Below are 26,522 nucleotides of genomic sequence, written 5' to 3'. Positions count from 1 at the left end.
CCGCGGTCAGGACGCTCGAGCAGGTGACGGCGGCCTCAAGCCGGGGGTCTCGGACGAGTTCCGGGCGGACCTCAGCTGCACCGCCCCGAGGATGGACAGCAGACCGATGACGATCATTCCGAGACTCACGATGAGGACCATCAGACCGAGGGACAGTTTCGGGATCACCACGAGCAGGCAGCCCACGCCGACGGTGAGCAACGCCCGGATGATGCTCAGCGCCCGCTCGACACCGCGTTCGGTGAGGACGGCCCTCACCACGTCCACGACGCCGCAGAGCACCCACCACGCACCGAGGACGATGCTCAGTGTGAGCACCGTCTGCAACGGCTCCCTCAAGCACAGCAGACCCACGATCACGGCGAGCGCTCCGGTGACCGCGAGCAACAGCCGGTCAACGAGGTGGAGCTCGATCGGGAGTACGGCCGCGACAACGCGCAGCACACCGGCGACCAGCAGTTGGAGGGCGACCAGAACGGCGATGACGACCAGGGAGCTGCGGGGCCACGCCACAAGGGTCACTCCGAGCCCGAGCGTCACCACGCCATAGGCCAGGGAGAGCGTCCACAGGCTGACGGCTCCGGGGATTCGGGGCTGGTTGTTCACCTTCTGCGCGAAGCCGATGACGTCATCCGACATGGTGACCATGCTCCTCCCGCGGCGAGTGATGCACACATCGTGGGCACGTGGATCCGAGGGCCGCTTCGCCCGATTCAGGTGGCAAGGGCCGACCCCTGTCACGGAGAACGCCCGACCTGACGACGCCCCCTGCAACGCCTCACAGGAGATTCATGCTCCGCGCCGCAGCGAGCGCGTCGCTGCGGCGGGACACCGCGAGCTTCCCGTAGAGGCTCGAGACATGTGTCTTCACGGTGTTCTCGGACACGAAGAGCGCCGCGGCGATATCGGCGTAGGTCGCACCCCGGGCGAGCTCATTGAGCACGTCGCGCTCTCGCGGACTCAGTGCAGGGCGCACGACCGTCGTCGTGGCGACGGCCCGTTCCCGGGGTGTGGCCGTTCTCGGTGCGAAACGCGCTACCGCATCGGACGTCCCCGCAGCCGACGACGCCAGGGCATCCAGCCAGTTTCTCGCCGCTGCACCGTCCAGTGTGCGCAACCTGAGCAGCAGATGGCCCATCGGAGTGCCCTGCCGGATCCAGCCGTGGAAAGGCACCGCGATCTGTCGCGCCTCGGTGATGCGCAGCGCTTCGGAGAGCATCCTGAGTGATTGCTCCTCCTGGCCCGCGGCGTTCAGGAGCTGGGCTCTGCTCGCGAGGCAGAGGGCACGGCCGGGGGGCTGCGCGCGGAACTGCTCTTCGGACGCAGTCTCGAAGTCTGCCGCTGCGGCGTGCCGGTCTCCGGCGAGATCATGCCTCAGGCCGCGCACGAACAGTGCTTCCCCGGAGCTTCCGAGCTCCGCCAGGCGGGCTTCGAGGCTCGCGAGTTGATCGCGATCCGCAGCAAGAGTCGCGAGAAGCGCGTGCTCGACCAGAATCACGATCTGAAGATGCTCAGGCAGCTGGGCCTGCGCCACCGGAGCTGACAGTGGAGTAGACAGTATGCGCTCCGCGTCCGCCGGGGTCCCGTCGACCAGAGACCGCCGTGCCTCGCAGAGCCGGAGCCAGAACCTGGAGCAAGGGTCCGATGCCGGCACCTCCTCAGCGGCGCCGCCCGGCTCAGACGATTCGACCTGTCCCGGGGCCGCCCACAGCTGGACCAGTGTGCGGACCATGACCGCCCTGGCCCTCGTGAAACGCGAACCGCCTCCGTGAGTGGTGTCCAGAATGCACAGAGTCTCCACTGCCAGCTGGTGCGCAGCGGCCTCCCGTCCGGCCATCATCTGCGTGATGGCGAGCTGAGAGGTGGCCTCCGCGGCGAGCTGAGACAGTCCCCGCTGCTGGCCGCATTCCACAGCTCGGGTCAGGTGCGCTTCTGCGCCATCGAGGTCACCGACCCAGTTCTGCAGACTGCCCATTTCTGTGAGGAGCTGTGGCCAGAGCTGCTGGCGTCCAGGGTCGACCCTGGTGAGGACCTTCTGTGCAGCATCGAGCGCCTCCATCGGAGAGCCGATCCCGAGCCGGGCACGCATCAGGCCGATGCACACCGATGCCAGATCGTCGCTGCCCGGATCATTCGATGCGCCGTCCTGCACGATGAGCTCCATCCACCCCAGCGCTGCCTCGAGGTCATCCTCCATCCACCTGTCCAGGGCGATGGCGAACCAGGTCCGCGGATCGACGTGGACCTCCTCGGGATGGCAGCGGACGAAGTCTGCGACCGCGTGGCCCTCGCCCCGCATCACCATCCTGAGTCCCTCGTTGCCGAGCAGCTCCGTGGCCCGCCCGATCTCGTTCACGGCCACGAGCCGTTCGAACGCCCGTCCCCCGTCACCATGGGAGACGTCCAGTGCCACGGCGCGGGACACGGTCGCCTGGGCGCGGACTACGTCGACGCCGCCGTGCAGGAGCCTGCGTCGCACCACTTCCCGCAGGAGCGGGTGGACCATGTATCGACTCTCGTCACCGACGTTCCCAGAGCTCGAGTCCGCCGCGTCACCGATCCGTAGGACGAGCAGCCCGGTCGCAGCCAGTCTGTCCAACGCGTCGCCGGCTCGAGGGTCTCGTGTGAGATGGATCGCGGCCCGAGGAGTGAGGATCTCCTCCGATGCTGTGCAGAGCAACAGGTGCCGCTCGTCCGGTCTCAACGTCGCGAACACCTCGTTGACCACCTGATCGACGCCTCCGGCGTTCGCATTCGCGTAGCGATGCACGGCATCGGTCGAGACCTGTGCCGCCCCCAGGACACGAGCGGTGAGCACTATCGGCGCGCACCAGCCCTGCGCAAAGGTGCTGATCACCTCCACGGCCGAAGACTCCGCGGTCGGTGCGTGGGCGCGCACCAGAGAAGCGGTCTCCTCATCATCGGTCCGCAACACGTCCCCCCGGAGGGCCGAGTAGTGGCCGAGAAGCTCGGGCACGAGCGTGGCCAGAGGAAGGTCCCAGCGGCTCAGCAGCAGCATCCGGAGAGTGTCGGGGTGATGAGTGAGCCGCTCGCCGAGCAGACGGAAGCTCTCCGAGGGAAGGCGATGAGCATCGTCGACGACGATGCGCCGTGGTCCGTCCGCGCGCGCGGCGAAATCCAGGAGGGCCCGGAACCGTTCGCAGTCCCACGTCGAATCAGCATGGATCCACAGCTCGTCAGGTTCGCGTCCATCGCGGCGCAACCACCCGATCGTGCCGATGCTCTTGCCAGCGCCTGCGGGAGCGATGACGACCGTCACGGACTGTGTCGCAGCTCGATCCAATCGGGCCCAGTAGCGGCGCCGAGGGACAAGCGTACGAGGAAGATGAGGCGTCGCGGAGGCGACATCATCCCGCCCAATAGCTGGGACACCGTGAGCGTCACCCGGCGTGCCTGGAGAGCGAGGTGCGGCCTCGCCCGGCGGCGCAACGCCCCGGACAGCGACGTACGGCGAGTCGGCCTGAAGATGCCCGGACGGTCCGCGGCCCATTCGCACCCCCTCGGATGTGCAATTCGTCACACATGCTAGGAAGGCTCGCGACGGCCGCCATCACCCGCGGCAGGTGAGATGCAGGTGAAGGGGCGCACCGGAGCACCCCTTCACCTCTGCGCGTCGGTCAGTCCTGAGCGAACACCTGGCGCAGCGCCGCTTCCTGCTCACCGCTCAGGTTGGTGAAGATCAGCTCATCGGGATCGTGTCCCGCCAGCTCGTCCTTCACCTTGTCGATCACGGCGTCCGAGGACATCAGGAAGAGTGCGGACGTTCCGGGGGTGACCTGGTCTCGCACCTGGTTGATGAACGAATCATCGATTCCGGCGTCGGTCAGCGTGCCGGCCAGAGCTCCGGTCGCCGCACCGACGGCGGCGCCGAGCAGCGGCACGAAGAAGATCAGGCCGAACAGCAGGCCCCAGAAGGTTCCGCCCAACGCTCCGCGCCCCACCACCGAGTTGAGCTGATGGGTCTTGGGCTTCTTCTTGTCGGGCGCCCATGTCACGTACGCGGCATCATGAATGGTGATCAGGTTCTGCTTGGCCAGTTCCTTCAAGGTGGACGATGCGTCTTCGGCGCCGCCCGGGGTGCCGAACTTCCAGACGGTCAATGTGGCCTGTGCCATGGATGCTCCTCGGTCGATATCGGACGAGCCCTGCAGGACTCACCATCAGGCTGGGCCGTCACCCCTCCACGGGGCTTCGCCCGATCCTGGTGAATCGTGACTCTCCATCGTCATCGCGCGCTCGCGTCGCGTCACCGGGGCGCACCGCCCGGAACGGGTGGCCCGATCCCCGCACGCGGCGCCTAGAGTCTGGCCGAGGAGAGATCGCTACCGATCCTCATCCGCGGGAAAGGAGAGTCGACATGAACGAGGTGCTGGGAGCACTCCTGCCGATCGCGCTGGGAATAGCAATCTCACCGGTGCCGTTGATCGCCGTGATCCTGATGCTGCTGACACCGGACGCCCGCGGCTCCTCCCTCGCCTTCTTGGCCGGATGGATCGCTGCGCTGACGGTCGTGGTCCTTGTCGTCGCAATCCTGATATCCCCGGTCACGGACTCGGACACCTCCGAGTCGTCCCCGATCGCGTCGACCCTGAAATTGATCCTGGGCGCAGCCGCCGTCACCCTCGGGGTGAAGCAGTGGAGAGGACGACCCCGCGCGGGCGAGGATCCCGTCCTCCCGAGATGGATGTCAGCAGTCGACTCGATGACTGCGCGGAAGGCCTGCGGCCTCGGCGCTCTGCTCGCGGGGGTCAACCCCAAGAATCTGACCCTCTCCCTTGCCGCCGGGGTGACGATCGGCGCCGGCGGGCTGCCTCCCGCCGGGCAGGCGCTGGCGATCGCCTGCTTCGTCGCGATCGCCTCCTGTGCCGTCGGCACTCCCGTCCTCGGGAACCTGCTGGCCCCGAAGCGGATGCGGGCTCCCCTGGAAGCGCTGCAGTCCTGGCTCACGGCGCACAATGCCGCTGTCATGACCGTCCTCCTGCTGACCATCGGGGTGACCCTCATCGGCCGAGGAATCGCCGGATTCTGACCAGTGGGGGCCCGATCGGCGTCGGGCTATGAGCCGCGCTCGAGGAGCGGGGACGAGCAACTGGGCCGCGGTCCGAAGGCTGGGGCCCCGCTGTCCTGGTGGGCGATGTCGTCACAGAGTTCGGCCGACGATGCCGGATCCGTCGTCGATCGTACCGGCCGGCGCGCCCGCGCCGGACCGGCCCCTCGACGGCGGCGGCTCAGAGGGAGCGCGCGAGCTCGCGGACCCGACGGAGCGCCTCCTCCATGATCTCCCCGGCACGATCGGGCTCGTGGTCCATGCCCTCGGCGGCGAGGGTGTGGGTGGTGCAGCCCAGGAACTGGAACATCCCGGCGATGTACAGGCTCGCGGGATCCTGCTGGCCGAAGTGCCCGCCGCTGGCCTGCAGATGCACCACGGTCTTGTCCGTGACCAGGCCCTCCGCCTCACCCTCGGCCGTGTACCGGAAGGTCACGCCGGCACGGCAGATGGTGTCGATCCAGGCCTTCAGCCGCGTGGGCACCGAGAGGTTCCACAGCGGGTTCGCGATCACCACCAGGTCCGCGCTCTGGAACTGCTTGGTGTACTGGTCGAACAGTGCCAGCTTGTTCTGCTGGGCACCGGTGAGGTGGGAGAAATGCTCGCCCGCTCGCAGCCGCTCCCAGCCGGTCATCATGTCCAGGTCGATCTCGGGCACGGCGGTCTCGTACAGCCGCACGTCGTCGACCACCGTGTCGGGGCGATGCGCAGCGAGCTCCTCGACGAAGGCATCGGCCATCGTCATGGAACGGGACTTGCTGGGGTCCAGCGGATGGGCGCGGATGATGAGGGCACGCATGCTGAGGTCTCCTCCTGGTCGGCATGGCGGGCGACGTGACGGCGGTCTCGTCACCGTCGAGCCTAGAGGCCGCAGGGGCCGCGCACCGGGACCGAGGGCCTGGTGGAGCTCGGCCGTGGAGCCCGACCGCGGGACACCCCTCCGCGGACGCACGAGAGCCCCGGTCCGCGGGGACCGGGGCTCTGCTGCACTGGTGGGCGATACTGGGTTCGAACCAGTGACCTCTTCCGTGTCAGGGAAGCGCGCTACCGCTGCGCCAATCGCCCGGGCGGCCCCGTGAGGGGCCGTCGGAGGTGGGTACGGGATTCGAACCCGTGTACACGGCTTTGCAGGCCGTTGCCTCGCCTCTCGGCCAACCCACCGCAGATGCCGTCGCATCTACGCGAAACGGCGCTCCCGACGAGTCGTCGAGCGCGCCGCTCCTCGGAGCGGACGACCGGATTCGAACCGGCGACCCTCACCTTGGCAAGGTGATGCTCTACCAACTGAGCTACGTCCGCGTGACGGGGATCCGGGGATCCCGTCGTGGGCGATACTGGGATCGAACCAGTGACCTCTTCCGTGTGAAGGAAGCGCGCTACCCCTGCGCCAATCGCCCGATGATGTCGCACCATCAGCATCCACTCTCCGGAGCGGACTCGAAGAAGCCTACACGAGGTCCGGGGCCGATGAGGACCACTGAGGGTGTGAGCTACATCGTTCTTCGCCGTGCCGCGTCGCACCGCCCGCGAGCTCGCACCGTCTGCTAATACGAGCGCCCGCGCCGGCCGTCGCACGCCGTGCCGCACCACCCCGGCCCGCTCGTCGCGCGTCCGCCCCGTCGCCGGCCGCGCCGCCCGTCCACCGCCCCTCCGCACACCACCCCGCGCACCACCCCGCGCACCACCCCGACCCCCACGGTGACCTCGACCACTGCGGGCCCTCAGCATTTGCGCGTCGGGCCGCGGCGGCATACTGTCTTCCCTCGTCGGCCACGCCGATGTGCGGACGTAGCTCAGTTGGTAGAGCATCACCTTGCCAAGGTGAGGGTCGCCGGTTCGAATCCGGTCGTCCGCTCCATTTCTCCCCCGCGTCCGCCGGACGCACCGGGCGATTGGCGCAGCGGTAGCGCGCTTCCCTGACACGGAAGAGGTCACTGGTTCGAACCCAGTATCGCCCACCACCTGAAGGTCCCCTCGCCGCGGCGGGGGGACCTTCGTCGTCCGCGCGGTCGGCGGCGGCCGGGCCGGCCCGCGGGACTGCGTCTACTCTGGCCCCATGCAGATCTGGACCGGACAGTCCTACCCCCTGGGTGCCACCTTCGACGGCTCCGGCACGAACTTCGCCCTGTTCTCGGAGGCGGCCGAGCGCGTCGAGCTGTGCCTGATCGACGAGGACGGCGCCGAGCGCCGCATCGAGGTCACCGAGGTGGACGCCTACGTGTGGCACGTGTACCTGCCCGCGGTCCAGCCCGGGCAGCGCTACGGCTACCGGGTGCACGGCCCGTACGCCCCGGCCGACGGGCACCGCTGCGACCCCTCGAAGCTGCTGCTGGATCCGTACGCGAAGGCGATCGCGGGCATGGCCAGCAACCATCCCTCGCTGTACAGCTACGACTTCGAGAACCCCCAGGAGCGCAACACCGAGGACTCCGCCGCGCACACCATGCACTCGGTGGTGGTCTCCCCCTTCTTCGACTGGGGCAACGACCACCCGCCGGCGCACGAGTACCACGACACCGTGATCTACGAGGCCCACGTGAAGGGCCTGACCATGCTCCACCCCGACATCGACGAGTCGATCCGCGGCACCTACGTGGCGATGGGGCACCCCGCGATCATCGAGCACCTCACGGAGCTGGGGGTCACCGCGGTGGAGCTGATGCCGGTGCACCAGTTCGTGCAGGACGGGCACCTGGTGGAGAAGGGGCTGCGCAACTACTGGGGCTACAACACGATCGGCTTCTTCGCGCCGCACAACGAGTACTCGTACGCCGGGGAGCTGGGCCAGCAGGTCCAGGAGTTCAAGCAGATGGTGAAGAACCTCCACGAGGCGAACATCGAAGTGATCCTCGACGTGGTCTACAACCACACCGCCGAGGGCAACCATCTGGGGCCCACCCTGTGCTTCCGCGGGATCGACAACGCCGCCTACTACCGCCTGGTGGAGGACGACCGCGCCCACTACTACGACACCACCGGCACCGGGAACTCGCTGCTGATGCGCACCCCGCACGTGCTCCAGCTGATCATGGACTCGCTGCGGTACTGGGTGACCGAGATGCACGTGGACGGCTTCCGCTTCGACCTCGCCTCCACCCTGGCCCGCGAGCTGCACGAGGTGGACCGCCTCTCCGCGTTCTTCGACATCATCCAGCAGGACCCGGTGATCTCCCAGGTGAAGCTGATCGCGGAGCCCTGGGACCTGGGCGAGGGCGGCTACCAGGTGGGCGGGTTCCCGCCGCTGTGGTCGGAGTGGAACGGCAAGTACCGCGACACGATCCGGGACTTCGCCCGCTCCGAGCCCGGCAAGATCGGGGACTTCACCTCGCGCCTGGCCGGCAGCTCGGACCTGTACCAGCACACCGGCCGCACGCCGATCGCCTCGATCAACTTCATCACCGCGCACGACGGCTTCACGCTGCGGGACCTGGTCTCGTACAACGAGCGCCACAACGAGGCCAACGGCGAGGGCGGGCAGGACGGAGAGAGCCACAACCGCTCGTGGAACTCGGGCGCCGAGGGGCCGACGGAGGATCCGCAGATCCTCTCCCTGCGCCTGCGCCGGGCCAAGAACATGATGGCCGTGCTGCTGGTGAGCCAGGGCGTGCCGATGCTCCTGCACGGCGACGAGATGGGCCGCACCCAGCAGGGCAACAACAACACCTACTGCCAGGACAGCGAGCTCTCCTGGATGGACTGGGAGCTGGACCCGTACCAGATGGAGATGCTCTGGTTCACCCAGGAGATGATCGCGCTGCGCAGGAGGCATCCGATCTTCCGCCGGCGTCGCTTCCTGCAGGGGGCGACCCGCGACGGCGCGGACTCGGTGCTGCCGGACGTGGAGTGGCTGGGCACCGATGGCGGCGAGATGACCGAGCAGGACTGGAACGACGCCCAGAACAAGTGCCTGACCATGTTCCTCAACGGCTCCGCGATCCCGGAGCCGAACTCGCGCGGCGAGCGGATCGTGGACGACTCGGCGCTGGTGATGTTCAACGCCTCCGGCAACCCCGTCGACTTCGTGCTGCCGCCGGCCGATCACGGCGCGCAGTGGCGGGTGGAGCTGGGCACCGGCGATGCGATCGAGGTGGGCGAGACCGTCGCCGCCGGGCAGCGCCTCACCCGCCCCGCCCATTCGCTGCTGCTGCTGATGCGACCGGCGGAGACCTCCACGGACGAGGACGCCACCGTCGGGGAGGAGTCCCGCAGCACCCGCGCCTGAGGGCGGGCCCGCCGGCGCCGGTCCTGCCGCGCCGACGCCGCGGGGCCTCCCGGCGCGAACGCCCCTCCCCGACCGCGGCAGGATCCGGCACGAAGGCACGACCCGTCCCAAGGAGAGCATCGCACCGTGAGCCCCGACCCCGGCCCCCGTCCCTCCCCCGACACCCCGGACCCCGGGCGCGCCGAGGAGCGGAGCCGCGCCTCCGCCACCGGTGCGCTGCGCGCCGTGCGTCCCGTCCCCACCTCCACGTACCGCCTGCAGCTGCATGCGGGGTTCACCGCCCTCGACGCCGCGGAGATCGTCCCCTACCTGTCCCGCCTGGGCGTGGGCCACCTGTTCTGCTCCCCCGTGCTGCAGGCCGCCCCCGGGTCCACGCACGGCTACGACGTGGTCGACCACTCCCGCATCGGCGAGGAGATCGGCGGCGAGGACGCGCTGCGTCGCCTGGCGAACGCCGCCCACGCCCACGGCATGGGCCTGATCGTGGACGTGGTGCCGAACCACATGGCGATCCCCACCCCGATCTGGCACAACCGGGCCCTGTGGTCGGTGCTGCGGGACGGCCCCGCCTCCCCCTTCGCGGACTGGTTCGACGTGGATCTCGACGGCGAGCGCTCGCTGCTGGTGCCGGTGCTGGGCCGCCCAATCGGCACGGTCCTCGCCGACGGCGAGATCTCGCTGGGGAGCGAGGAGGTCCCGCAGGCCGACGGGACGGTGCGCACCGAGCCCGTGGTGCGGTACTTCGACCACGTGCTCCCCGTGGCCGCGGGGACCGAGCACCTGGGCCTGGCGGACCTGCTGGACCGGCAGTGGTACCGCCTGGCGTACTGGAAGGTGGCGGACGACGAGCTGGACTACCGGCGCTTCTTCGACGTGGACACCCTGGCAGCGGTGCGGGTGGAGCTGCCGGAGGTGTTCGAGGCGACCCATGCGACGCTGCTGCGCCTGCAGGGCGAGGGCGTGATCGACGGCTACCGGATCGATCACCCCGACGGGCTGGCGGATCCGCGCGGGTACCTGCGCGACCTCGAGGACGCGACCGGCGGGGCCTGGACCGTGGTGGAGAAGATCCTGCACGGCGAGGAGCAGCTGCCCGGGGACCTCCCCTGCGCGGGCACCACCGGCTACGACGCGCTGTGGCGGGTGGGCGGGCTGTTCCACGACCCGCACGGCGCGCTGGGACTCACCCATCTGTGGCAGTCCCGCACCGGGGACCTGCGCCCCTTCGAGGAGGTCGCCGCGGAGTCCACGGACAGGATCATCTCCCACAGCCTGTGGGCGGAGATCGAGCGGCTCACGGCGCTGATCCACCGCATCTGCCAGGAGGACATCCGCCTGCGCGACACCACGCGGCGGAACATCCAGTCGGTGGTGGTGGCGCTGCTGGGCTCGATGGACCGCTACCGCGCCTACATCGTGCCCGGCGAGCCCGCCTCCGGCGCGGAGCGCGGCGTGATCGAGCAGGCCGCGGCGCGGGCCCGGGACCGGCTGGGCGAGGACGAGGACGTCGTGGCGACGCTGGAGACGGTGGTGGCGCTGGTGTGCGGCGACGAGGTGGGCAGCGCGGGCCGCACCCGCAGCGCGGAGCGCGACGAGGTGGTGGTGCGCTTCGCCCAGACCTGCGGCCCGGTGCACGCCAAGGGCCTGGAGGACACCGCCTTCTACCGGTACACCCGCTTCCTGCCGGTGAACGAGGTGGGCGCGGATCCTGAGCGGATCGGGGTGGCGCCGGACGAGCTGCACGACCACGCCCTGTCGATGGTGCGCACCCGTCCGGATGCGATGACCACGCTGTCCACCCACGACACCAAGCGCAGCGAGGACGTGCGCGCCCGCCTCGCCGTCCTCACCGAGCAGCCGGCGGAGTGGACGATGGTGGTGCAGGCGCTGGCGCACGCCACCGCCGCCCACCGGGGCGACCGGGTCGACGGCGCGATCGAGCTGCTGCTGTGGCAGACCCTCGCCGCCTGCGGCGAGCTGCCCGGCGGCGGCGCCGCACCGCTGTCCCCTCAGCGTCTGGAGGACTATCTGCTCAAGGCCATGCGGGAGGCCAAGACCCGCACCGCATGGACCGCCCAGGACCCGGAGTACGAGCAGCAGGTGCTGGCGCTGGGGCGTGCCGCGCTCGAGTCCGAGGAGGTCGCGGAGATCCTCGCCGACTGGACGCGTCGCACCGCCGCCGCGCAGCGCAGCGCGATCCTGGGCCAGAAGCTGGTGCAGCTGACGATGCCGGGCGTGCCGGACGTGTACCAGGGCAACGAGTCCGTGGACCTGTCCCTGGTGGACCCGGACAACCGCCGCGCGGTGGACCATGCCGCGCACGCGGCGCGGCTCGCGCGGATGATCGACGGCGCCGGACCCGACGGGATCGGCGACGAGAAGCTGTGGCTCACCCACCGGGCGCTGGGCCTGCGCCGGGAGCGGCCGGAGCTGTTCCAGGGCCGCGAGGCGGCCTACCACCCGCTGGCGACCACCACCGGCCACGCCCTGGCCTTCGGGCGCGCGCACGGCGAGGGGCCGATCGAGGCAGTCACCGTCGTGACCCGGCTCGCGCACGGACTCGCGCAGCGCGGCGGCTGGGGCGAGTCCTGGATCGCACTGCCGCCGGGGCGGTGGCGGGACGCGCTCAGCGGCGCCGAGCGCGAAGGCGGCCAGGTCCCCCTCGCCGCACTGCTCGAGGACTGGCCGGTGGCGCTGCTGGTCCGCGTCGGCGCGGAGGAGGACGCCCGATGAGCGCCTCCACCGGCTCCTCGCACCCGGCGATCCCACCGCACCCGCCACTCCCGCCGCGTCCGCCCCACCCCGCGGTCCCGCCGCGGGACTACACCTGCTACGCGGTGTGGGCGCCGCGCGCGCAGGAGGTCGCGGTGCGGGTGGACGGCGCGGTGCACGCGATGCGACCGGCCGACGACGGCTGGTTCACGCTGCCCGACCTCCCGGCGGTGCCGGGGTCCCGCTACGCCTTCCGCCTGGACGACGGCGAGCTCTGGCTGCCGGACCCACGCTCCCTCTCCCAGCCCGACGGGGTCCACGCCGACAGCGAGGTGGTCGATCCCCGCGCGCTGCGGGAAGAGGACGGCTGGCAGGGCCGGGACCTGCGGGGCCGCGTGCTGTACGAACTGCACGTGGGGACGTTCACGCCGGGGCCCGAGGGGTGCGGGGGCACGCTCGACAGCGCGATCGAGCGCCTCGACGCGCTGGTGGAGCTCGGTGCGGACGCCGTGGAGCTGATGCCGCTGGCCCCCTTCCCCGGGGACCGCGGCTGGGGCTACGACGGGGTGGGGCTGTACGGCGTCCATGCCGCCTACGGCGGACCGACCGCGCTGGCGCGCTTCGTCGCGGCGGCGCACCGGCGCGGCCTCGCCGTGGTGCTCGACGTGGTCCACAACCACCTGGGGCCCTCGGGCAACTACCTGGGCATGTTCGGCCCCTACTTCACCGACGAGCATCAGACCCCGTGGGGCGCCGCGGTGAACCTCGACCAGCCCCGCGCGGCCGAGGTGCGCGCGCTGCTGCTGGGCAGCGCCCGGCAGTGGCTGGTGGACGTCGGCGTGGACGGGCTGCGGCTGGACGCGGTCCATGAGCTGCGCGACGACTCCCCGCGCCACCTGCTGGCGGAGCTCGCCGAGGCGGCCGCGGGCTGGGAGGTGGAGACCGGCCGGCCCCTCACCCTCATCGCGGAGTCCGACCGCAACCAGCCCGCCACCGTCACCCCCACCGCCCGCGGCGGGCTCGGCATGGACATGCAGTGGGCGGACGACGTCCACCACGGCGTGCACGCCTGGATCACCGGCGAGCGCGAGGGCTACTACGGCGACTTCGGCTCCGCGGAGGTGCTCGCGACCGTGCTGTCGCGGGTGTTCCTCCACGCAGGCACCTGGTCCACCTTCCGCGAGGAGGTGTGGGGCACCCCGGTGGACCCCGGCTCCGCGGACTACGACGCCCACTCCTTCGTGACCTTCCTGCAGGATCACGACCAGGTGGGCAACCGTGCCGCCGGGGACAGGATCCACCACGGCCTCACCCCGGCGCAGCACGCCGCCGCGAGCGCGCTGATCCTGCTGGGCCCGGGCACGCCGATGCTGTTCCAGGGCGAGGAGTGGGCCGCCTCGACGCCGTTCACCTTCTTCACCGACCACGACGAGGAGCTGGGGCCGCTGGTGAGCGCCGGGCGCGTGGAGGAGTTCGCGGCGATGGGCTGGGGTGAGGAGGTCCCCGATCCGCAGGCCCGTGCCACCTTCGAGTCCTCGATCCTGTCGTGGCAGGAGCGGGAGCGCCCCGGCCACGCGGAGATGCTCGCCTGGTACCGCACCCTGATCGCCCTGCGACGGGAGCATCCCGCGCTGCGCGATCCGGACCTGCGCCGGGTGGAGGTCGAGGTGCTCGGCGAGGGGACGGTGCTGATGCGCCGGGACGAGCTGGCGGTGCTCGCCCACCGGGGCCCGGACCCGCTGGGCGAGCCCGTGCCGGCCACGGCGCTGCTCGCCTCCTTCGGCGAGGTCGCGCTCGCCGGCGAGGGCGTGCGGGTGGACGGGGCCGGCGCGGCCGTCATGCGCACGCCCCGGGGCTGACGGACGCCGCCGGCCGCGGCACGCACGCATGCCCGGCCGCTCCGGCCGCGACGCGCACGCCCGGCAGCGCAGGTGCGGCGCGCACGCCCGACCGTTCAGGTGCAGCCCTCGCGCGCGCCCCTCAGCGGGACGGGTCGGCGGCCTCGGCCGGGGCCCGCCCGGGCAGCAGACGGCGGCCGTCGTCGGCCAGGGAGGCGAGACGCGACAAGGCGCGCAGGTACTTCTTGCGGTATCCGCTGCGCAGCAGCTCCTCGGAGAAGAGGTCGCGCACGGCGTGCGCGGCGGCGGCGCCCTCCTCGGGCGGCACGGCTGCGTGCTCCGCCTCCTGCGCGTCGCCGCTCCCGGGCCCGCCCGCGGGCGCGGCGGAGAGCAGCACGGGCACCTCGCGGTCGTAGAGCCTGTCCACCAGCACCACGAAGCGCAGTGCGTCGTGGTGGTGGGTGAGCCCGTGCAGGCCCGTGAGGTGCGCGGCGGGGACGTCGTCGATCAGGGCGCCGTAGCGCGAGGGGTGCACCTTCGTGAGGTGGGCGAGGAGGGTGTCGAAGTCGTCGAGCGTGGCGTCCTGCTGCCCCTCGGCGTGGGCGCGGACCGCCTCCTCGGGCAGCGCCATGATCTCGCTCACGCCGTCGCGTCGACGGTAGTCCTCGCCGTCGATCCGCAGCACCTCGAAGCGCTCGGCCATCGCCTGGATCTCGCGCAGGAAGTCCTGCGCGGCGAACCGCCCCTCCCCCAGGGCGTCCGGGAGGGTGTTGGAGGTGGCCACGATCGCGACGCCCCGGTCCGAGAGCTCGCGGATCAGCCGGGTCATCAGCAGCGTGTCCCCGGGGTCGTCGAGCTCGAACTCGTCGATGCACACCAGCACCGACTCGCCCAGCAGGTCCACCGCCTTCTGGAAGCCGAGCGCGCCCACCAGATCGGTGTACTCCACGAAGGTGCCGTACACGCGGTGCCCTTCCACGGCATGGAACAGCGAGGTCAGCAGGTGGGTCTTGCCCACGCCGAACCCTCCGTCGAGGTAGATCCCGCGGGCCGCCTGCGGCGTGCGCCGCCGCAGCCGGGACAGGAATCCGCCGCGGGGCGTCCCCAGGGAGGCGGCGAAGGCCGTGACGTGCTCCTTGGCCTCCTGCTGCGAGGGGTGCGCGGGATCGGGCACGTAGTTGTCCAGGCGCGCCTGCGCGAAGCGGGGCGGGGGCACCAGGTCCGCCAGCAGGCGCTCCAGGGACGGGTCGGGCCGGCGGTCGCTGAGTGCTTCGGTCACGCAGGCCAGTGTAGGGGCCGTGCGCAGACGCTCAGAGGCGCAGGCCGATCGACCCCTCGAGAGCCGGGACGGCAGGATCGCGCACCGGCACCTCGAGCGCGTCGGCGTCCACGGGCAGGTCCAGAACCCGCACCAGGTACTCGGCCAGGCGGCGCTCGTAGCGGGCGGGGTCGCGGTTCCACTCGCGCGTGTGGGACGCGCCCTCGACGGGGGCGAACTCGATCAGGTCCGGCCGCATCCCTGCGAGCTCGCGGCTGGGACCGGGCGGCACGGTCGCGTCGTCCAGGGCGTGGAACAGCAGGGTGGGATGCCGGAGGTGCTCGGCGTAGTGGGACGGGGTCATCTCGTGCAGCGCCAGCGGCTCCCGCAGGCGCACCATCCGCGCCCCCATCCGGGAGGTCATCATCCACAGCGCCAGCTCCTTCATCGGCCCGGGTGCCTTGAGCGAGGTGGCGTGGTGGATGAGGATGTCCTGCCAGTCCACGGCCGGCGAGTCGAGCACCAGGGCCGCGATCCGGTCGCGGTGCGCGGAGCGGAGCGAGGTGCGCAGCGCGATCCCCCCGCCCATCGACCAGCCCACCAGCAGGATCCGCCGGGCGCCGTGGGCGAGGGCGAACTCGATGGCGGCCTCGGTGTCCTCCCACTCCGCGGAGCCGAGGTGGTGCATGCGGTCCGCGGAGGCCGGGGCCCCCACGTCGTTGCGATAGGTGATCGCGAGACTGGTGAGCCCCAGACGGTGCAGCAGCGGGATGACCCGCAGCGCCTCACCGCGCGCGGAGCCGTGGCCGTGGATGAGGATCGCCCAGGTGTCCTCCTGGCCGGGCTCCGCCCCGTGCGCCGGGTCCGGGGGCACCAGCCAGGCGGGCATCGACCCCACCGGGGACTCCACCGCGACCTCCTCGGTGGGCAGGCCGTGGGCCGTCTGCGGGGTGCCGGCCCAGTAGAAGCCGTTGCTCGCGGCGCGGGCCACCTCGAGCGGCACCTCGGTGTCCACCGCGAGCAGCGGCCGGGAGACGGTGGTGGGCGTGGGCCTGCCGTCCACCGGGCCCAGGCGCACGTGCACGGTGCCGCCGCTCTGGCGCAGGGCGAGCAGCCCGTCGCGGCCGGTGGTGGCCGATTCGTCCAGGTGCACCCGGTCGGGGTGCACGGCCCGCACGCTGACGTCCGGCCGGCCCCGCAGGCTCTCCCGCGGCACCAGCGGCAGGCGGGCCATCACCCGGGCGCCCACGGTGAGCGCCCCGGCGCTGAGAGCGAACATCGACGCCGCGCCCACCGCGCCGTGCACCAGCACTTCGGGCCATCGTGCCAGGTCGGGGCGATGCGGGAGAGGGATCGTGCGTCGCGTCACGGCGCGTCCCGGGCGGGTCCTGGAAGGGGCGTGCGTCATACCGCGCATCCTAATCCGAGGCTAGGATCGAGCCTGTGAACTCGTCGTTCACCATCCGGGGCGGGCACGCGGTCCGCCCGCGCGAGCGGCGCGGCCGGCGCCGCAGAGGGGAGACCCACGATGTCCACCGATCCGATCGGCGCCCGCCCGTACCCGCTCAGCCTCGACGACCTCGACTGGCGCGAGCGCCTCTCCCCCGCCGAGTACCAGGTGCTGCGCCAGGGCGGCACCGAGCGGCCGGGCACCGGGAAGTACGAGGAGGTGCGGCCCGCCGGCACCTATGTGTGCAAGGGGTGCGGCGCCGAGCTGTTCACCGCCGAGACCCAGTTCGACGCCCACTGCGGCTGGCCGGCGTTCTACGCGCCGGCGGAGTCCGACGCGGTGGAGCTGCTCGAGGACACCTCACTGGGGATGCGGCGCGTCGAGGTGCGCTGCGCCGCCTGCGGTTCGCACCTGGGCCACGTGTTCGAGGGCGAGGGCTTCCCCACCCCCACGGACCAGCGGTACTGCATCAACTCGATCAGCCTGGTGCACAGCGACGACGCCTGAGCACGGCGACCGCACCGCCTCCCGGCCGCGTCGCACGAGGACGGCGGCGCACGGCGACCACGTGTGAGCACGGCGACGGCGCGGCGCACGGCGGCGCGCCTGACGCGCTCCTGCGGGCCGCGGGGATAGCCTCCCTGCGTGCCCGTCTTCCGACTCCGTTCCGGTGACGACGCGTTCCGCGCCGCCGTCGATGCCATGACCTCCGCGCCGCAGCGCGCGGAGTTCGAGTGGCGCACCATCCCGGCGCCCTCCCGGATGGCACCGTCCACCTGGGCGTGCACCGGCGAGATCATCGTGCACGAGGAGGAGCTGGCCTCCGGCCGGCTGGTGATCCTGCACGACCCGGCCGGTCAGGACTCCTGGGACGGCACGTACCGGATGGTCGCCCTGGTGCAGGCGCAGCTCGAGCCGGAGTTCGCGGTCGAGTCGATGCTCGGCGACGTGGCCTGGTCCTGGGTGACCGAGTCGCTCGAGCTGCACGACGCCGAGGCGCGGGAGCTGGGCTGCACCGCGACCCGGGTGGTGTCGCAGTCGTACGGGGCGCTCGCCTCGCGCCCCTCCACGGTGGACGTCGAGATGCGGGTGTCCTGGACCCCGGAGCCCCCCACCCCCCTCACCGCCCCCGATACCCGCGGCCCCGGCGACGCCGGCGCCGTCGAGGAGCTCGAGATGGACCTGGCCCCGCACTTCGCGGCCTGGACGGCGATGCTCGCCGCGGCCGGCGGCCTGCCCCCGGCCCCGCCGCGCATCGCGCCGATCGCCCCCACCCACCACGCACGGGCCCCGCGCCCGGAGGACGCCGGTGAGGCCCGGTGACGGACGCCCCCCACCTCTCCCACCTCACCGCTCCGCGCGACGGGCTGGTGCCCGTGATCGACCGCATCCAGCCCCTGCTGGCCTGGTGCGAGGCCGCGACGGCCGCCCCCGAGGAGGCGGTCGCGGTCGACGCCGAGCGTGCCTCGAGCTACCGCTACAGCTCCCGCGCCTACCTGGTGCAGCTGCGCACCGAGACCGCGGGCACCGCCCTGATCGATCCGCTGGCTTTCACCCTCCCCAGCACCCTCGTGCAGCTGCTCGAGGAGCGGCAGTGGGTGCTGCACGCCGCCGGCCAGGACCTGCCCAGCCTCGCCGGGATCGGCCTGCGCCCGGGGGCCCTGTTCGACACCGAGCTCGCCGCCCGCCTGCTGGGGATGGAGCGGGTGGGCCTGGGGGCGGTGGTCGAGGACACCCTCGGCCTGCGCCTGGCGAAGGAGCACTCCGCCGCGGACTGGTCGAAGCGTCCGCTGCCGGAGGGCTGGCTCACCTACGCCGCACTGGACGTCGAGGTGCTCGTCGAGGTGCGGGACGTGCTGGCGGCGCGGCTGCGGGAGGCGGGCAAGGCCGAGTGGGCCGAGCAGGAGTTCGCGCACGAACGCCTCCGCGAGCACGGGCCCACGCGCTCCTCGAGCTGGCGCGGCCTGCACGGTCTGGGCTCTCTGCGCACCGCCCGGCAGCTCGCCGCCGCGCGGGAGATGTGGACCCGGCGCGACGAGATCGCCTCCGGCGAGGACCTCTCCCCGCACCGGGTGATCCGGGACCGCGACCTGGTGGCCGCGGCGAAGGAGGCGCCGCGGGGACGGGAGGCGTTCGACAGGGCGCTGCCGGTGAAGCTGCGGCGCAAGGACATGTGGTGGCAGGCGGCCCGCACCGGGATCGAGCTGCCGCCCGCGCACTTGCCCGAGCGGGCCGAGCGCTCCTACCCGCCGCCCCACAAGCTGTGGGCGAAGAAGCATCCCGAGGTGGCCGAGCGCTACCAGGTGGTGCGCGCCGCCGTCGCCCAGCGCGCCGAGGACCTGGAGATGCCGCCGGAGAACCTGCTGCAGCCCGCGCTGCTGCGTCAGTGGGTGTGGGAGCACGAGCAGGTGCCCGCGGAGGCGGAGGTCGAGGCGGGACTGCTCGCGCTCGGCGCCCGCCCCTGGCAGGCGGAGCAGTCCGGTCCCGTGATCCACCGTGCCCTCACGGAGCGTCCGGCGGAGCGCTGACCCGCCGCGCCCGCCCCGCCCTGCGCGGTGCGCGCCGGGCTCAGTCCCTGCCGGGACGGGCCATGAACGGGGCGTCGGCCGGGCGCAGGCTCGCCGTCTCCCGGCCCCTGGCCCGGAGGGTCTGCAGCGCGAGCAGCGCGGCGACCGCGGTGCCGTTGGTGAGCCGGCCCTCCAGCACGGCGTCGACGGCCTCGCCGAGGGGCACCCAGCGGTGGAGGAGCTCGGCCTCCTCGTCGGTGCGCTCGAACTCCTCGTCGCTCGCCCGCACGCCCTCGGCGAGGTACACGCGGATCACCTCGTCGTTCCCGCCCGGGCTGGGCCGCAGGTCCACCAGGGTGCGCAGGGAGGCGGGCTCCCAGCCCGTCTCCTCCACCAGCTCCCGGGCCGCGGCGACCTGCGGCGCCTCGCCGTCCAGGTCCAGCAGACCGGCGGGGATCTCCCACAGCTCGTGCCCCACCGGGTGGCGGTACTGACGGATCAGCAGCACCCGGTCCTCGGCGTCGACCGCGAGCACCGCCACCGCACCGGTGTGGCGCACGTACTCGCGGTCGAAGCGCACCCCGTCGGCGAAGTCCACGGTGTCGCGCACGAGGTCGAACACCATGCCCTCGTGGACCAGGTGCTGGGCGGCCACGGGGCGGCGTCCCGCCGCGTCGTGCAGCGGGCCCTCGGGGCGGTCAGCGGTCACCGGGTCACTCCTCCTCGGCGCCGTCGGGCGCGTCCTGGAGGGCGGTCTCCACCGGCGAGTCCTCGCGGCGCGGCGGGGTGACCTCGAGCAGACGCGTCTGCCGCTGCCGCTCCACGGCCGCACCGATCAGGCCCGCGAACAGCGGGTGCGCCCGGGTGGGACGGGACTTCAGCTCGGGGTGCGCCTGGGTGCCGATGTAGTAGGGGTGGACCTGCGGATCCAGCTCCACGAACTCCACCAGCTCCCGGCCGTCCTCGAGCGCGGAGGTGCCCGAGACGTGCAGGCCGGCCTCCTCCAGCTGGGCGCGGTAGGCGTTGTTGACCTCGTAGCGGTGACGGTGGCGCTCGGCCACCTCGGTGGTGCCGTAGGTGCGGGCGGCGAGGGAGCCCTCCGCCAGGGTGTGGTCGTAGGCGCCGAGCCGCATGGTGCCGCCCAGGTCGCCGGAGCCGGAGACGATGTCCTCCTGCTCGGCCATGGTCGCGACCACGGGATGGGAGGTGGCGGGGTCGAACTCGGTGGAGTGGGCGCCGGCGAGCCCGAGCTCGGTGCGGGCGAACTCGATCACCATCGACTGCATGCCCAGGCACAGGCCCAGGGCGGGGAGGCCGTGGGTGCGGGCGTGGCGCAGGGCGCCCACCTTGCCGTCCACGCCGCGCACGCCGAACCCGCCGGGCACCACGATCGCGTCGGCGTCCCGCAGCTGCTCCGCGGCGCCGTCCTCGCTCGCGCACCGGTCCGACTCGACCCAGCGCAGGCGCACTGTCGCGCTGTGGTGGAAGCCGCCGGCGCGCAGCGCCTCGGTCACCGACAGGTACGCATCCGGCAGGTCCACGTACTTCCCCACCAGGGCCACGGTGACCTCGTAGGCCGGTTCGTGCACGCGCCGCAGCAGCTCCTCCCACTGGCTCCAGTCCACGTCGTGGCTGAGGAGGTCGAGGCGACGGATCGCGTAGGCGTCCAGGCCCTCGCCGTGCAGCACCAGCGGGATCTCGTAGATCGAGGGGGCGTCCGCGCAGGTCACCACCGCATCGAGGTCCACGTCGCACATCGAGGAGATCTTCGACTTCACCGAGGAGGGCAGCTCCCGGTCGCTGCGCAGCACGATCGCGTCGGGCTGGATGCCGATCGAGCGCAGCGCCGCGACGGAGTGCTGGGTGGGCTTGGTCTTCAGCTCCTGGGAAGGGCCGATGAAGGGCACCAGGGAGACGTGCACGAAGAACACGCTGTCGCGGCCCACGTCCTGGCGCACCTGCCGCGCCGCCTCTAGGAAGGGCTGCGACTCGATGTCGCCCACGGTGCCGCCGATCTCGGTGATGATGACGTCCACGTCCTCACCGGCCTGGGAGCGCATCGACTCCTTGATGGCGTCGGTGATGTGCGGGATCACCTGCACGGTGTCGCCCAGGTACTCGCCGCGGCGCTCCTTGGCGATCACGCGGGAGTACACCTGCCCGGTGGTGACGTTGGCGTTGGCGGTGAGGTCCTCGTCGAGGAAGCGCTCGTAGTGGCCGATGTCGAGATCGGTCTCGGCGCCGTCGTCGGTGACGAACACCTCGCCGTGCTGGAACGGGTTCATGGTGCCCGGATCCACGTTGAGGTACGGGTCGAGCTTCTGCATCGTCACGCGCAGCCCGCGGCTGCGCAGGAGCATGCCCAGCGAGGAGGCGGTCAGCCCCTTGCCGAGGCTCGAGACGACGCCGCCCGTCACGAAGATGTGCTTGGTGATGCCCGGGTTCCGGAAGGGCTTGGCGGCCGCGGCCGCGCCGATCCGACCGAGAGGTCCGGTGCCTGACTGGGGGGTGCTTGCGCTGCTGTCTGCCACGGACTGCCAACCTACCAGGTGCGTGCGCCCGGGGCGAGCACCTCGGCGAGCTGGGTGCGCAGCGCCTCGTCGTCGGGCAGCTCGTGGGCACGCCGTCGGGACGCGGCCCGCGCCGCGTCGCGCGCCGACGGGTCGCGCAGCGCCGCGAGCGCGCGGGCCAGCCCGGCCGCGTCCCCCACGGGCACCAGGGACGCGGCGTCGCCGGTGACCCAGCGGGTCCCGCCGGCGTCCGTGGCGACGATCGCCGCCCCGGCCCGCAGCGCCTCCTGCAGGGCGACCGGCTGCCCCTCCCAGTGCGCGGCGGAGGCCACCGCGTCGCACGCGGCGAGCAGGGCGGGGACGTCCTCGCGGCGGCCCAGCAGCTCCACCGGGAGACGGTCCGCCTCGATCCGGACGGCGAGCTCCTCGCGCAGCGGTCCCTCGCCGGCGATCCGCACCCGCACCGGTCCGCTCTGCCGCAGCAGGCGGGCCGCCTCGAGCAGGTCGTGCAGTCCCTTCTGCGGGGCGAGGCGCGCGATCACGAGCACCTCGAGGGTCGCGGCGCCGGCCTCGTCGGGTGCGGCGCCGGCCTCGTCGTGCGCGGCACCCGTGCGGTCCTGCAGGTCCTCTGCGGGGGCGTCGTCGGTGGAGGGAGCCCGTTCGCCGGGGCGGTCCGGGCGGCTCGGGTCCGGCCCGGGGGCGGTGCGCGGGGCCGGGATCACTGCATGGCGCACGTCCCTCGCGCCGGCCCGGCGAGCGTCCGAGGCGAGGTCCGGGGAGACGGCGAGCACCACGTCGGCGCGCCGGGCCAGCACGCGCAGCAGCAGGGCGCCGACGGTGCGGACCGGCCGAGAGCCCACGGTGCGGTTGTGCAGGGTGACGACGAGACGGTCCCTCCGCCGGCCGGTGACCGCGAGCGCCGCGAGCGCGCCGGCCCGCAGGCCGTGGGCGTGGACCGTGGTGGCGCCGGGCGTGTCGGCCACCGTGCGACGCAGCGCGCGCACCGTGCGCAGGTCCTCGAGCGGGTGGGGCCGCTCCCGGATTCGCACCGGCGCCTCGCGCACCGCCGCGCCCGCCTCGCGCAGGAGGCGCAGCTCGTGGTCGACGTGCGCGGCCAGGCCGCCGCTCGCCGCGGGACGCACCAGCAGCACGGTCACGGCGCGTCGCCGCCCACGCCGTGCCGGCCGGCCCGGACCCGGCGCAGCAGCCGGCGGGTGATGTCCGGATCCGCCGCCGCCATGATCGCGGCGGACAGCAGTGCGGCGACCACGCCGCAGAGGACGCCGATCAGCACCGTGCGCACCTCGCCGGCATCCGCGGTGACCAGCTGCCTGCCCAGCAGCATGCCGGGCACTCCCCCGCCCAGCAGCGCCACCGGGACGAGCAGCGCGGTGCGTCGCACCTGCGGCAGGTGCCAGCCGTGCTCGAGCACGTCGGCGATCCGGAACAGGCCCACCAGGCCGCCGATCCCCATGCCCAGCGCGATGGCGAGGCCGAAGGCGGTGGAGGCCTCCGCGGCCGAGCGCTCGGGGCTGGGCAGCACGAGCAGGAGGATCATCACCGCGGCGACCACCCAGCCGATCGAGCCCACCAGCAGCGCGTCGCGGGCCCGCAGTGCGGCGGAGAGGATCCGGGTGCACTGGGTGGCCACCGCGAAGCCCACCAGGCCCAGCGCGAGCCCCGCGGTGGTGGCGCCCACACCGGTGGCGCCGGCCCGGTCGATGAGCCGGAAGAACTGCTCGAGCGCCGGCCCCACGGCCAGCAGCATCGCGGCACCGATCACGGAGACCGCCATCACCGTGCGCACGGAGGCGGCGGCGACCTGGGCGAACCCGGCGCGGTCGCCCACCAGGCGCAGCTCGGACAGGTGCGGGAACACGGAGGTGACCAGCGGCACCACCAGCACCGCGTAGGGCAGCAGGTACAGGGCCTGGGCGTACTGGAACACCGGCAGGGTGCCCACGCCGCCGGCCCGCATCGCCAGCACCATCACCAGGGCCAGGACCACCTGCTGGGCGCCCACGGCCCCGAGCCCGGCCCCGCCGAGGGCGAGGGCGCGCCGCCCGATCCCCTCGGGCATGGTGAGGGTGGGCCGCAGCCGCAGCCCGGCGCGCAGCGCGCTGACGGTGACGGGCAGCGCCATCATGAGCACCCCGGCGGTGGTGCCCCACCCGAGCCAACGCACGGCCGCGGGATCGATGGTGGTGGCGGTGGCGACCGAGGGCACGAGGTGGGCGTAGACCCGGTAGGAGATCATCACCACCACCGAGGACAGCAGCGGCATCATCGCCGGCCACAGGAACCGCTTGCGCGCCTGGAGGTACGCGGCCATCACCACCGAGATCCCGTACAGCGGCAGCTGCGGCGCGAAGATCCTCAGCAGTGCCGCACCCAGCGGGATGCCCGCGGCGTCCGGGGACTCCGCGGCCAGCAGCAGGTGCGCCAGCGGGCCGGACAGGGCGATCATCCCGACCGCGAGCAGCCCGGTGCCCAGCAGCGTCCAGGTGAGCAGCGCGGAGACGATCCTGTCGGCGAGCACGGCCCCCGCCGCCGAGGGACCCTCGGCCCCGGCCGTCGAGGGTCCCGCCGCGCCGGCCGGCGTCGAGGGAGCGCCGGGGACCGCGCGGGGCGTGGGGGTGTCCGCGGGCGTCGACGCGGCGTCGTCCGCCGTCGCGACGGGGTGCGCCACCGGTCCGCGGACCGGGGCGTCGCCCCCGCCCCGCCCCTCCGGGACCAGGCCCGCGATCAGCGGCACCACGGCGGCGGCGAGCACGCCGCCGGCGGTCACCTCGAACAGGACGTTCGGGAGCATGTTCGCCGTGGTGTACGCGGTGCCGACGTCGCCGGCGCCGACGCTCGCGCCGAACACCAGGTAGCGCACGAAGCCGGCGATCCGCGCGAACACGGTGACGACGAGGATCACGCCGGCCCCTCGCAGCACGGAGCGGGCGATCGCCGCGCGCCGCGAGGCGGCGGTCGCGGGGACGGTGCGGTCCATCAACGCTCCTTCGCCGCGGGGTCGCGCCGTCGGCCCAGACGGTCCAGCGCGCGCAGCGCCGGGGTGTCGTCGATGACGGCGCTGAACGAGACCCGCTCGCTGGCGAGGGTGAGGGCGACGACGACGGCGAGCACGCTCAGCCGGGCCCCGGCGGGCAGGCGCCGGCTCACGGCCGTGCCGACCGCCGCCCCCAGCACGTTCGCGCCCGCGTCGCCGAGCATGCCGCGCTCGCGCAGGTCGGCGGGCAGCGCGAGGGCCGCCGGCACCGCGGCAGCGAGCGCGAGACGGCGCCCGCTGTCCTCGCGCGCGGCGGCCTCGGAGGCCGAGAGGCCGGCGGGAGAGGAACCGGACGGAGAGAGACCGGACGCCGAGGCGGCCGGCGCGGAGGCGAGCAGCAGCGCGGCGGGCAGCACCGCCTTCAGGGCGCGGCCGGGACGCAGGTCGAGCAGGTTGGCGAGGTTCGCGCACCCGGCGATGAGCGCCGCATCGGCCACGACCATCGCCCCGCCGCGCGGTCGCGGGGCCGCGGCCGCGGCGGCCAGCGCCAGCAGCGGGATGCCGAGCGCCTTGGCCGCCCCGGTGGTGAGCCTCCCGCGGCGCAGCGCGCCGAGATGGCCGCGCAGCCCCTTGCTCACGGGGGTCCCAGCGCGACGCTGATGCGGCTCCCAGAGATCGTCGACGAGTCCGAGCGCACCGATCCCGGCGAGCAGCGCGACATCCGACGCCCGACGGGTGCGGGCGGCGAGCGCGGTGGCCCCGAGGACCACCAGACCGCCTTCGGCGAGGGTGACCTCGCGGCCGGAGAAGTTGGTGCGGCGCAGCTCCGCGCGCAGCGCGCGGCTCATCCCTCTCCCCCGCCGTCGGACGGCGCCGCGCCGCCCTGCTCCTGCGTGCCGCCCTGTTCCTCCGTGCTGTCCTGCTCCTGCGTGCCGCCCTGATCCTGCTGGCCGGCCTGCTCCTCCAGCCCCTCGGTCTCGGGCAGCGCGGGCAGTCGGTGCTCGGCATCCGCGGTGGTGCCGTAGGAGCCCGAGCCGCCTCGCACCTGTTCGACGAGGGCCAGCACCGACAGCAGCGGGCCGTCGGCCTCCTGCAGCCGGTCCGTGGTGGACAGGCCGTCGAACTCGCGGTCGCCGCGGACGGTGCGCAGCACGCTGGCGGAGGCGTCGTTGTCCGGGGTGGCGGCGGAGACGACCGCCGGCATCCCGGTCTCGGCGAGCACGCTGAGCAGATGGGTCTGCGAGGCGAGCAGGCTCTGCCCCCGCTCGGTCGCGGCGGCCTCGTCCTCCGAGTCGACGGCCAGCTCCTCCGGCGCGGCGGCGGCGTAGACCACGGCGTCGATCTGCGGGGGGACGGTGCCGTCGAGGGTGACCAGCTGCTGCTCCACCAGCACGTCCCACAGCTGGGAGCGCAGCTCCGGCGTGAGCTCGTCCCCGCCGTGCAGCAGGGTGGGGATCAGCCCGGACAGCTGCGCGGCATCGGTCAGCTCGCCGTCCGGATCGTCGGTGAGCGCGGCGGGAGCGATGCGGTGGATCTCGGCGAGCGCGTCGCTGCGCTGCGCGGCCCCGTCCGGGGACCACAGCGCCGGCTGCAGCGTGACCCGCAGCGGACTGTCCACGCCGGCGGCGGCGAGCAGGGACATCATCCGCTCGATCCCCGGCCGGGTGGAGGAGTCGTCGGTGAGCACCGCGACCTGCCGCCCCTGCAGCGTGCCGTCCACGAGATCCGGCCCCAGCTCGGCGATGAAGGTGGCGAGCTGGTCGTGGCGGGTGGAGAGCTCCTCCGCCTCGGTGCGCAGCTGCTCCTGCTCGGTGCGCAGCTGCTCGACCTGCCCGGCGAGCTGGTCGCCGAGGTTCTCGCGCAGCGGACCGGCGCCCAGCACGATGCCCACGGCGAGCGCGAGGAACACCGAGATCAGGGAGACGAGGTGGTAGCGGAAATCGATCACGGAGCGGTGACCCT

The 26,522-nt window shown here is 72.9% G+C and carries 19 protein-coding genes and 6 tRNA genes; 9 read left to right on the top strand and 16 right to left on the bottom strand.

What is annotated here, in order from left to right; translation table 11 throughout:
• Positions 1-6 precede the first annotated feature (6 nt).
• The 3 genes from DWV08_RS04315 to DWV08_RS04305 all read right to left on the bottom strand — a co-directional run bounded on the left by DWV08_RS04315 (position 7) and on the right by DWV08_RS04305 (position 4,136).
• On the bottom strand, positions 7-639 hold the full coding sequence (locus tag DWV08_RS04315) for an HdeD family acid-resistance protein (RefSeq protein WP_162801495.1): 633 nt from the start codon (positions 637-639) through the stop codon (positions 7-9).
• Between the two features lie 139 nt (positions 640-778).
• Positions 779-3,280, bottom strand: coding sequence for a LuxR C-terminal-related transcriptional regulator (locus DWV08_RS04310; protein WP_162801494.1), 2,502 nt, complete (start codon positions 3,278-3,280; stop codon positions 779-781).
• 358 nt (positions 3,281-3,638) lie between these two features.
• Complete coding sequence (locus tag DWV08_RS04305; RefSeq protein WP_115412663.1) at positions 3,639-4,136, bottom strand: DUF1269 domain-containing protein; 498 nt, start codon at positions 4,134-4,136, stop codon at positions 3,639-3,641.
• 242 nt (positions 4,137-4,378) lie between these two features.
• On the opposite strand from DWV08_RS04305, the gene DWV08_RS04300 reads away from it, so the two are divergent.
• Positions 4,379-5,050: a GAP family protein gene (locus DWV08_RS04300; protein ID WP_115412662.1), complete on the top strand. Its 672-nt coding sequence runs from the start codon at positions 4,379-4,381 to the stop codon at positions 5,048-5,050.
• A gap of 199 nt (positions 5,051-5,249) precedes the next feature.
• Here the strand turns inward: DWV08_RS04300 and DWV08_RS04295 are convergent, their stop codons facing one another.
• The 5 genes from DWV08_RS04295 to DWV08_RS04275 all read right to left on the bottom strand — a co-directional run bounded on the left by DWV08_RS04295 (position 5,250) and on the right by DWV08_RS04275 (position 6,465).
• Positions 5,250-5,867, bottom strand: coding sequence for an FMN-dependent NADH-azoreductase (locus DWV08_RS04295; RefSeq protein WP_115412661.1), 618 nt, complete (start codon positions 5,865-5,867; stop codon positions 5,250-5,252).
• A 191-nt stretch (positions 5,868-6,058) separates the two neighbouring features.
• Positions 6,059-6,133, bottom strand: a tRNA-Val gene (locus tag DWV08_RS04290).
• Between the two features lie 25 nt (positions 6,134-6,158).
• A tRNA-Cys gene (locus DWV08_RS04285) sits at positions 6,159-6,229 on the bottom strand.
• Between the two features lie 65 nt (positions 6,230-6,294).
• A tRNA-Gly gene (locus DWV08_RS04280) sits at positions 6,295-6,367 on the bottom strand.
• A 26-nt stretch (positions 6,368-6,393) separates the two neighbouring features.
• Positions 6,394-6,465 (bottom strand) — tRNA-Val (locus DWV08_RS04275).
• A 385-nt stretch (positions 6,466-6,850) separates the two neighbouring features.
• On the opposite strand from DWV08_RS04275, the gene DWV08_RS04270 reads away from it, so the two are divergent.
• The 5 genes from DWV08_RS04270 (at position 6,851) to treZ (ending at position 13,861) form a co-directional block, all read left to right on the top strand.
• Positions 6,851-6,926, top strand: a tRNA-Gly gene (locus DWV08_RS04270).
• Positions 6,927-6,954: 28 nt separating this feature from the next.
• Positions 6,955-7,029: transfer RNA gene (locus tag DWV08_RS04265), tRNA-Val, on the top strand.
• 95 nt (positions 7,030-7,124) lie between these two features.
• Positions 7,125-9,290, top strand: coding sequence for a glycogen debranching protein GlgX (gene glgX / locus DWV08_RS04260; RefSeq protein ID WP_115412660.1), 2,166 nt, complete (start codon positions 7,125-7,127; stop codon positions 9,288-9,290).
• A gap of 126 nt (positions 9,291-9,416) precedes the next feature.
• Positions 9,417-12,023 carry a malto-oligosyltrehalose synthase gene (treY, locus tag DWV08_RS04255; protein WP_115412659.1) on the top strand — a complete coding sequence of 869 codons (2,607 nt, stop codon included), beginning with the start codon at positions 9,417-9,419 and terminating at the stop codon, positions 12,021-12,023.
• On the top strand, positions 12,020-13,861 hold the full coding sequence (gene treZ, locus DWV08_RS04250; RefSeq protein WP_115412658.1) for a malto-oligosyltrehalose trehalohydrolase: 1,842 nt from the start codon (positions 12,020-12,022) through the stop codon (positions 13,859-13,861). Before treY ends, treZ begins: the two co-directional genes overlap by 4 nt.
• Positions 13,862-13,982: 121 nt before the next feature.
• On the opposite strand, the gene zapE is transcribed toward treZ, so the two are convergent.
• Positions 13,983-15,119 carry a cell division protein ZapE gene (zapE, locus tag DWV08_RS04245; RefSeq protein ID WP_115412657.1) on the bottom strand — a complete coding sequence of 379 codons (1,137 nt, stop codon included), beginning with the start codon at positions 15,117-15,119 and terminating at the stop codon, positions 13,983-13,985.
• A gap of 31 nt (positions 15,120-15,150) precedes the next feature.
• Positions 15,151-16,506, bottom strand: coding sequence for an alpha/beta hydrolase family protein (locus tag DWV08_RS04240; protein ID WP_115412656.1), 1,356 nt, complete (start codon positions 16,504-16,506; stop codon positions 15,151-15,153).
• 120 nt (positions 16,507-16,626) lie between these two features.
• Here DWV08_RS04240 and msrB point away from each other — a divergent pair, with 120 nt between their 5' ends.
• The 3 genes from msrB to DWV08_RS04225 all read left to right on the top strand — a co-directional run bounded on the left by msrB (position 16,627) and on the right by DWV08_RS04225 (position 19,076).
• Positions 16,627-17,055 carry a peptide-methionine (R)-S-oxide reductase MsrB gene (gene msrB, locus DWV08_RS04235; RefSeq protein WP_115412655.1) on the top strand — a complete coding sequence of 143 codons (429 nt, stop codon included), beginning with the start codon at positions 16,627-16,629 and terminating at the stop codon, positions 17,053-17,055.
• A gap of 138 nt (positions 17,056-17,193) precedes the next feature.
• Entirely contained in the window at positions 17,194-17,871 is a 678-nt protein-coding gene (locus tag DWV08_RS04230; protein ID WP_115412654.1) for a DUF3000 domain-containing protein, read from the top strand.
• Entirely contained in the window at positions 17,868-19,076 is a 1,209-nt protein-coding gene (locus DWV08_RS04225; protein ID WP_115412653.1) for a ribonuclease D, read from the top strand. Before DWV08_RS04230 ends, DWV08_RS04225 begins: the two co-directional genes overlap by 4 nt.
• A 40-nt stretch (positions 19,077-19,116) precedes the next feature.
• On the opposite strand, the gene DWV08_RS04220 is transcribed toward DWV08_RS04225, so the two are convergent.
• The 6 genes from DWV08_RS04220 to DWV08_RS04195 all read right to left on the bottom strand — a co-directional run bounded on the left by DWV08_RS04220 (position 19,117) and on the right by DWV08_RS04195 (position 26,508).
• Positions 19,117-19,764, bottom strand: a complete 648-nt coding sequence (locus DWV08_RS04220) for an NUDIX domain-containing protein (protein WP_241237392.1) — start codon at positions 19,762-19,764, stop codon at positions 19,117-19,119.
• 4 nt (positions 19,765-19,768) lie between these two features.
• Entirely contained in the window at positions 19,769-21,532 is a 1,764-nt protein-coding gene (locus tag DWV08_RS04215) for a CTP synthase (RefSeq protein WP_277601792.1), read from the bottom strand.
• Between the two features lie 65 nt (positions 21,533-21,597).
• A complete protein-coding gene (locus DWV08_RS04210) occupies positions 21,598-22,722 on the bottom strand; it encodes a glycosyltransferase (protein ID WP_115412651.1) in 1,125 nt (374 codons plus the stop codon).
• Positions 22,719-24,563, bottom strand: coding sequence for a murein biosynthesis integral membrane protein MurJ (gene murJ, locus DWV08_RS04205; RefSeq protein ID WP_115412650.1), 1,845 nt, complete (start codon positions 24,561-24,563; stop codon positions 22,719-22,721). The genes DWV08_RS04210 and murJ overlap by 4 nt, the downstream gene beginning before the upstream one ends.
• Positions 24,563-25,408 (bottom strand): hypothetical protein, encoded by an 846-nt coding sequence (locus DWV08_RS04200; protein WP_115412649.1) that lies wholly within the window; start codon positions 25,406-25,408, stop codon positions 24,563-24,565. Before DWV08_RS04200 ends, murJ begins: the two co-directional genes overlap by 1 nt.
• A complete protein-coding gene (locus tag DWV08_RS04195; protein WP_115412648.1) occupies positions 25,405-26,508 on the bottom strand; it encodes a copper transporter in 1,104 nt (367 codons plus the stop codon). The genes DWV08_RS04200 and DWV08_RS04195 overlap by 4 nt, the downstream gene beginning before the upstream one ends.
• Positions 26,509-26,522 lie beyond the last annotated feature (14 nt).

The sequence above is a fragment of the Brachybacterium saurashtrense genome (assembly GCF_003355475.1).
Taxonomy (GTDB): domain Bacteria; phylum Actinomycetota; class Actinomycetes; order Actinomycetales; family Dermabacteraceae; genus Brachybacterium; species Brachybacterium saurashtrense.
Note: the sequence above shows the minus strand (reverse complement) of the source record. Positions and strands in the feature narration are given on the sequence as shown.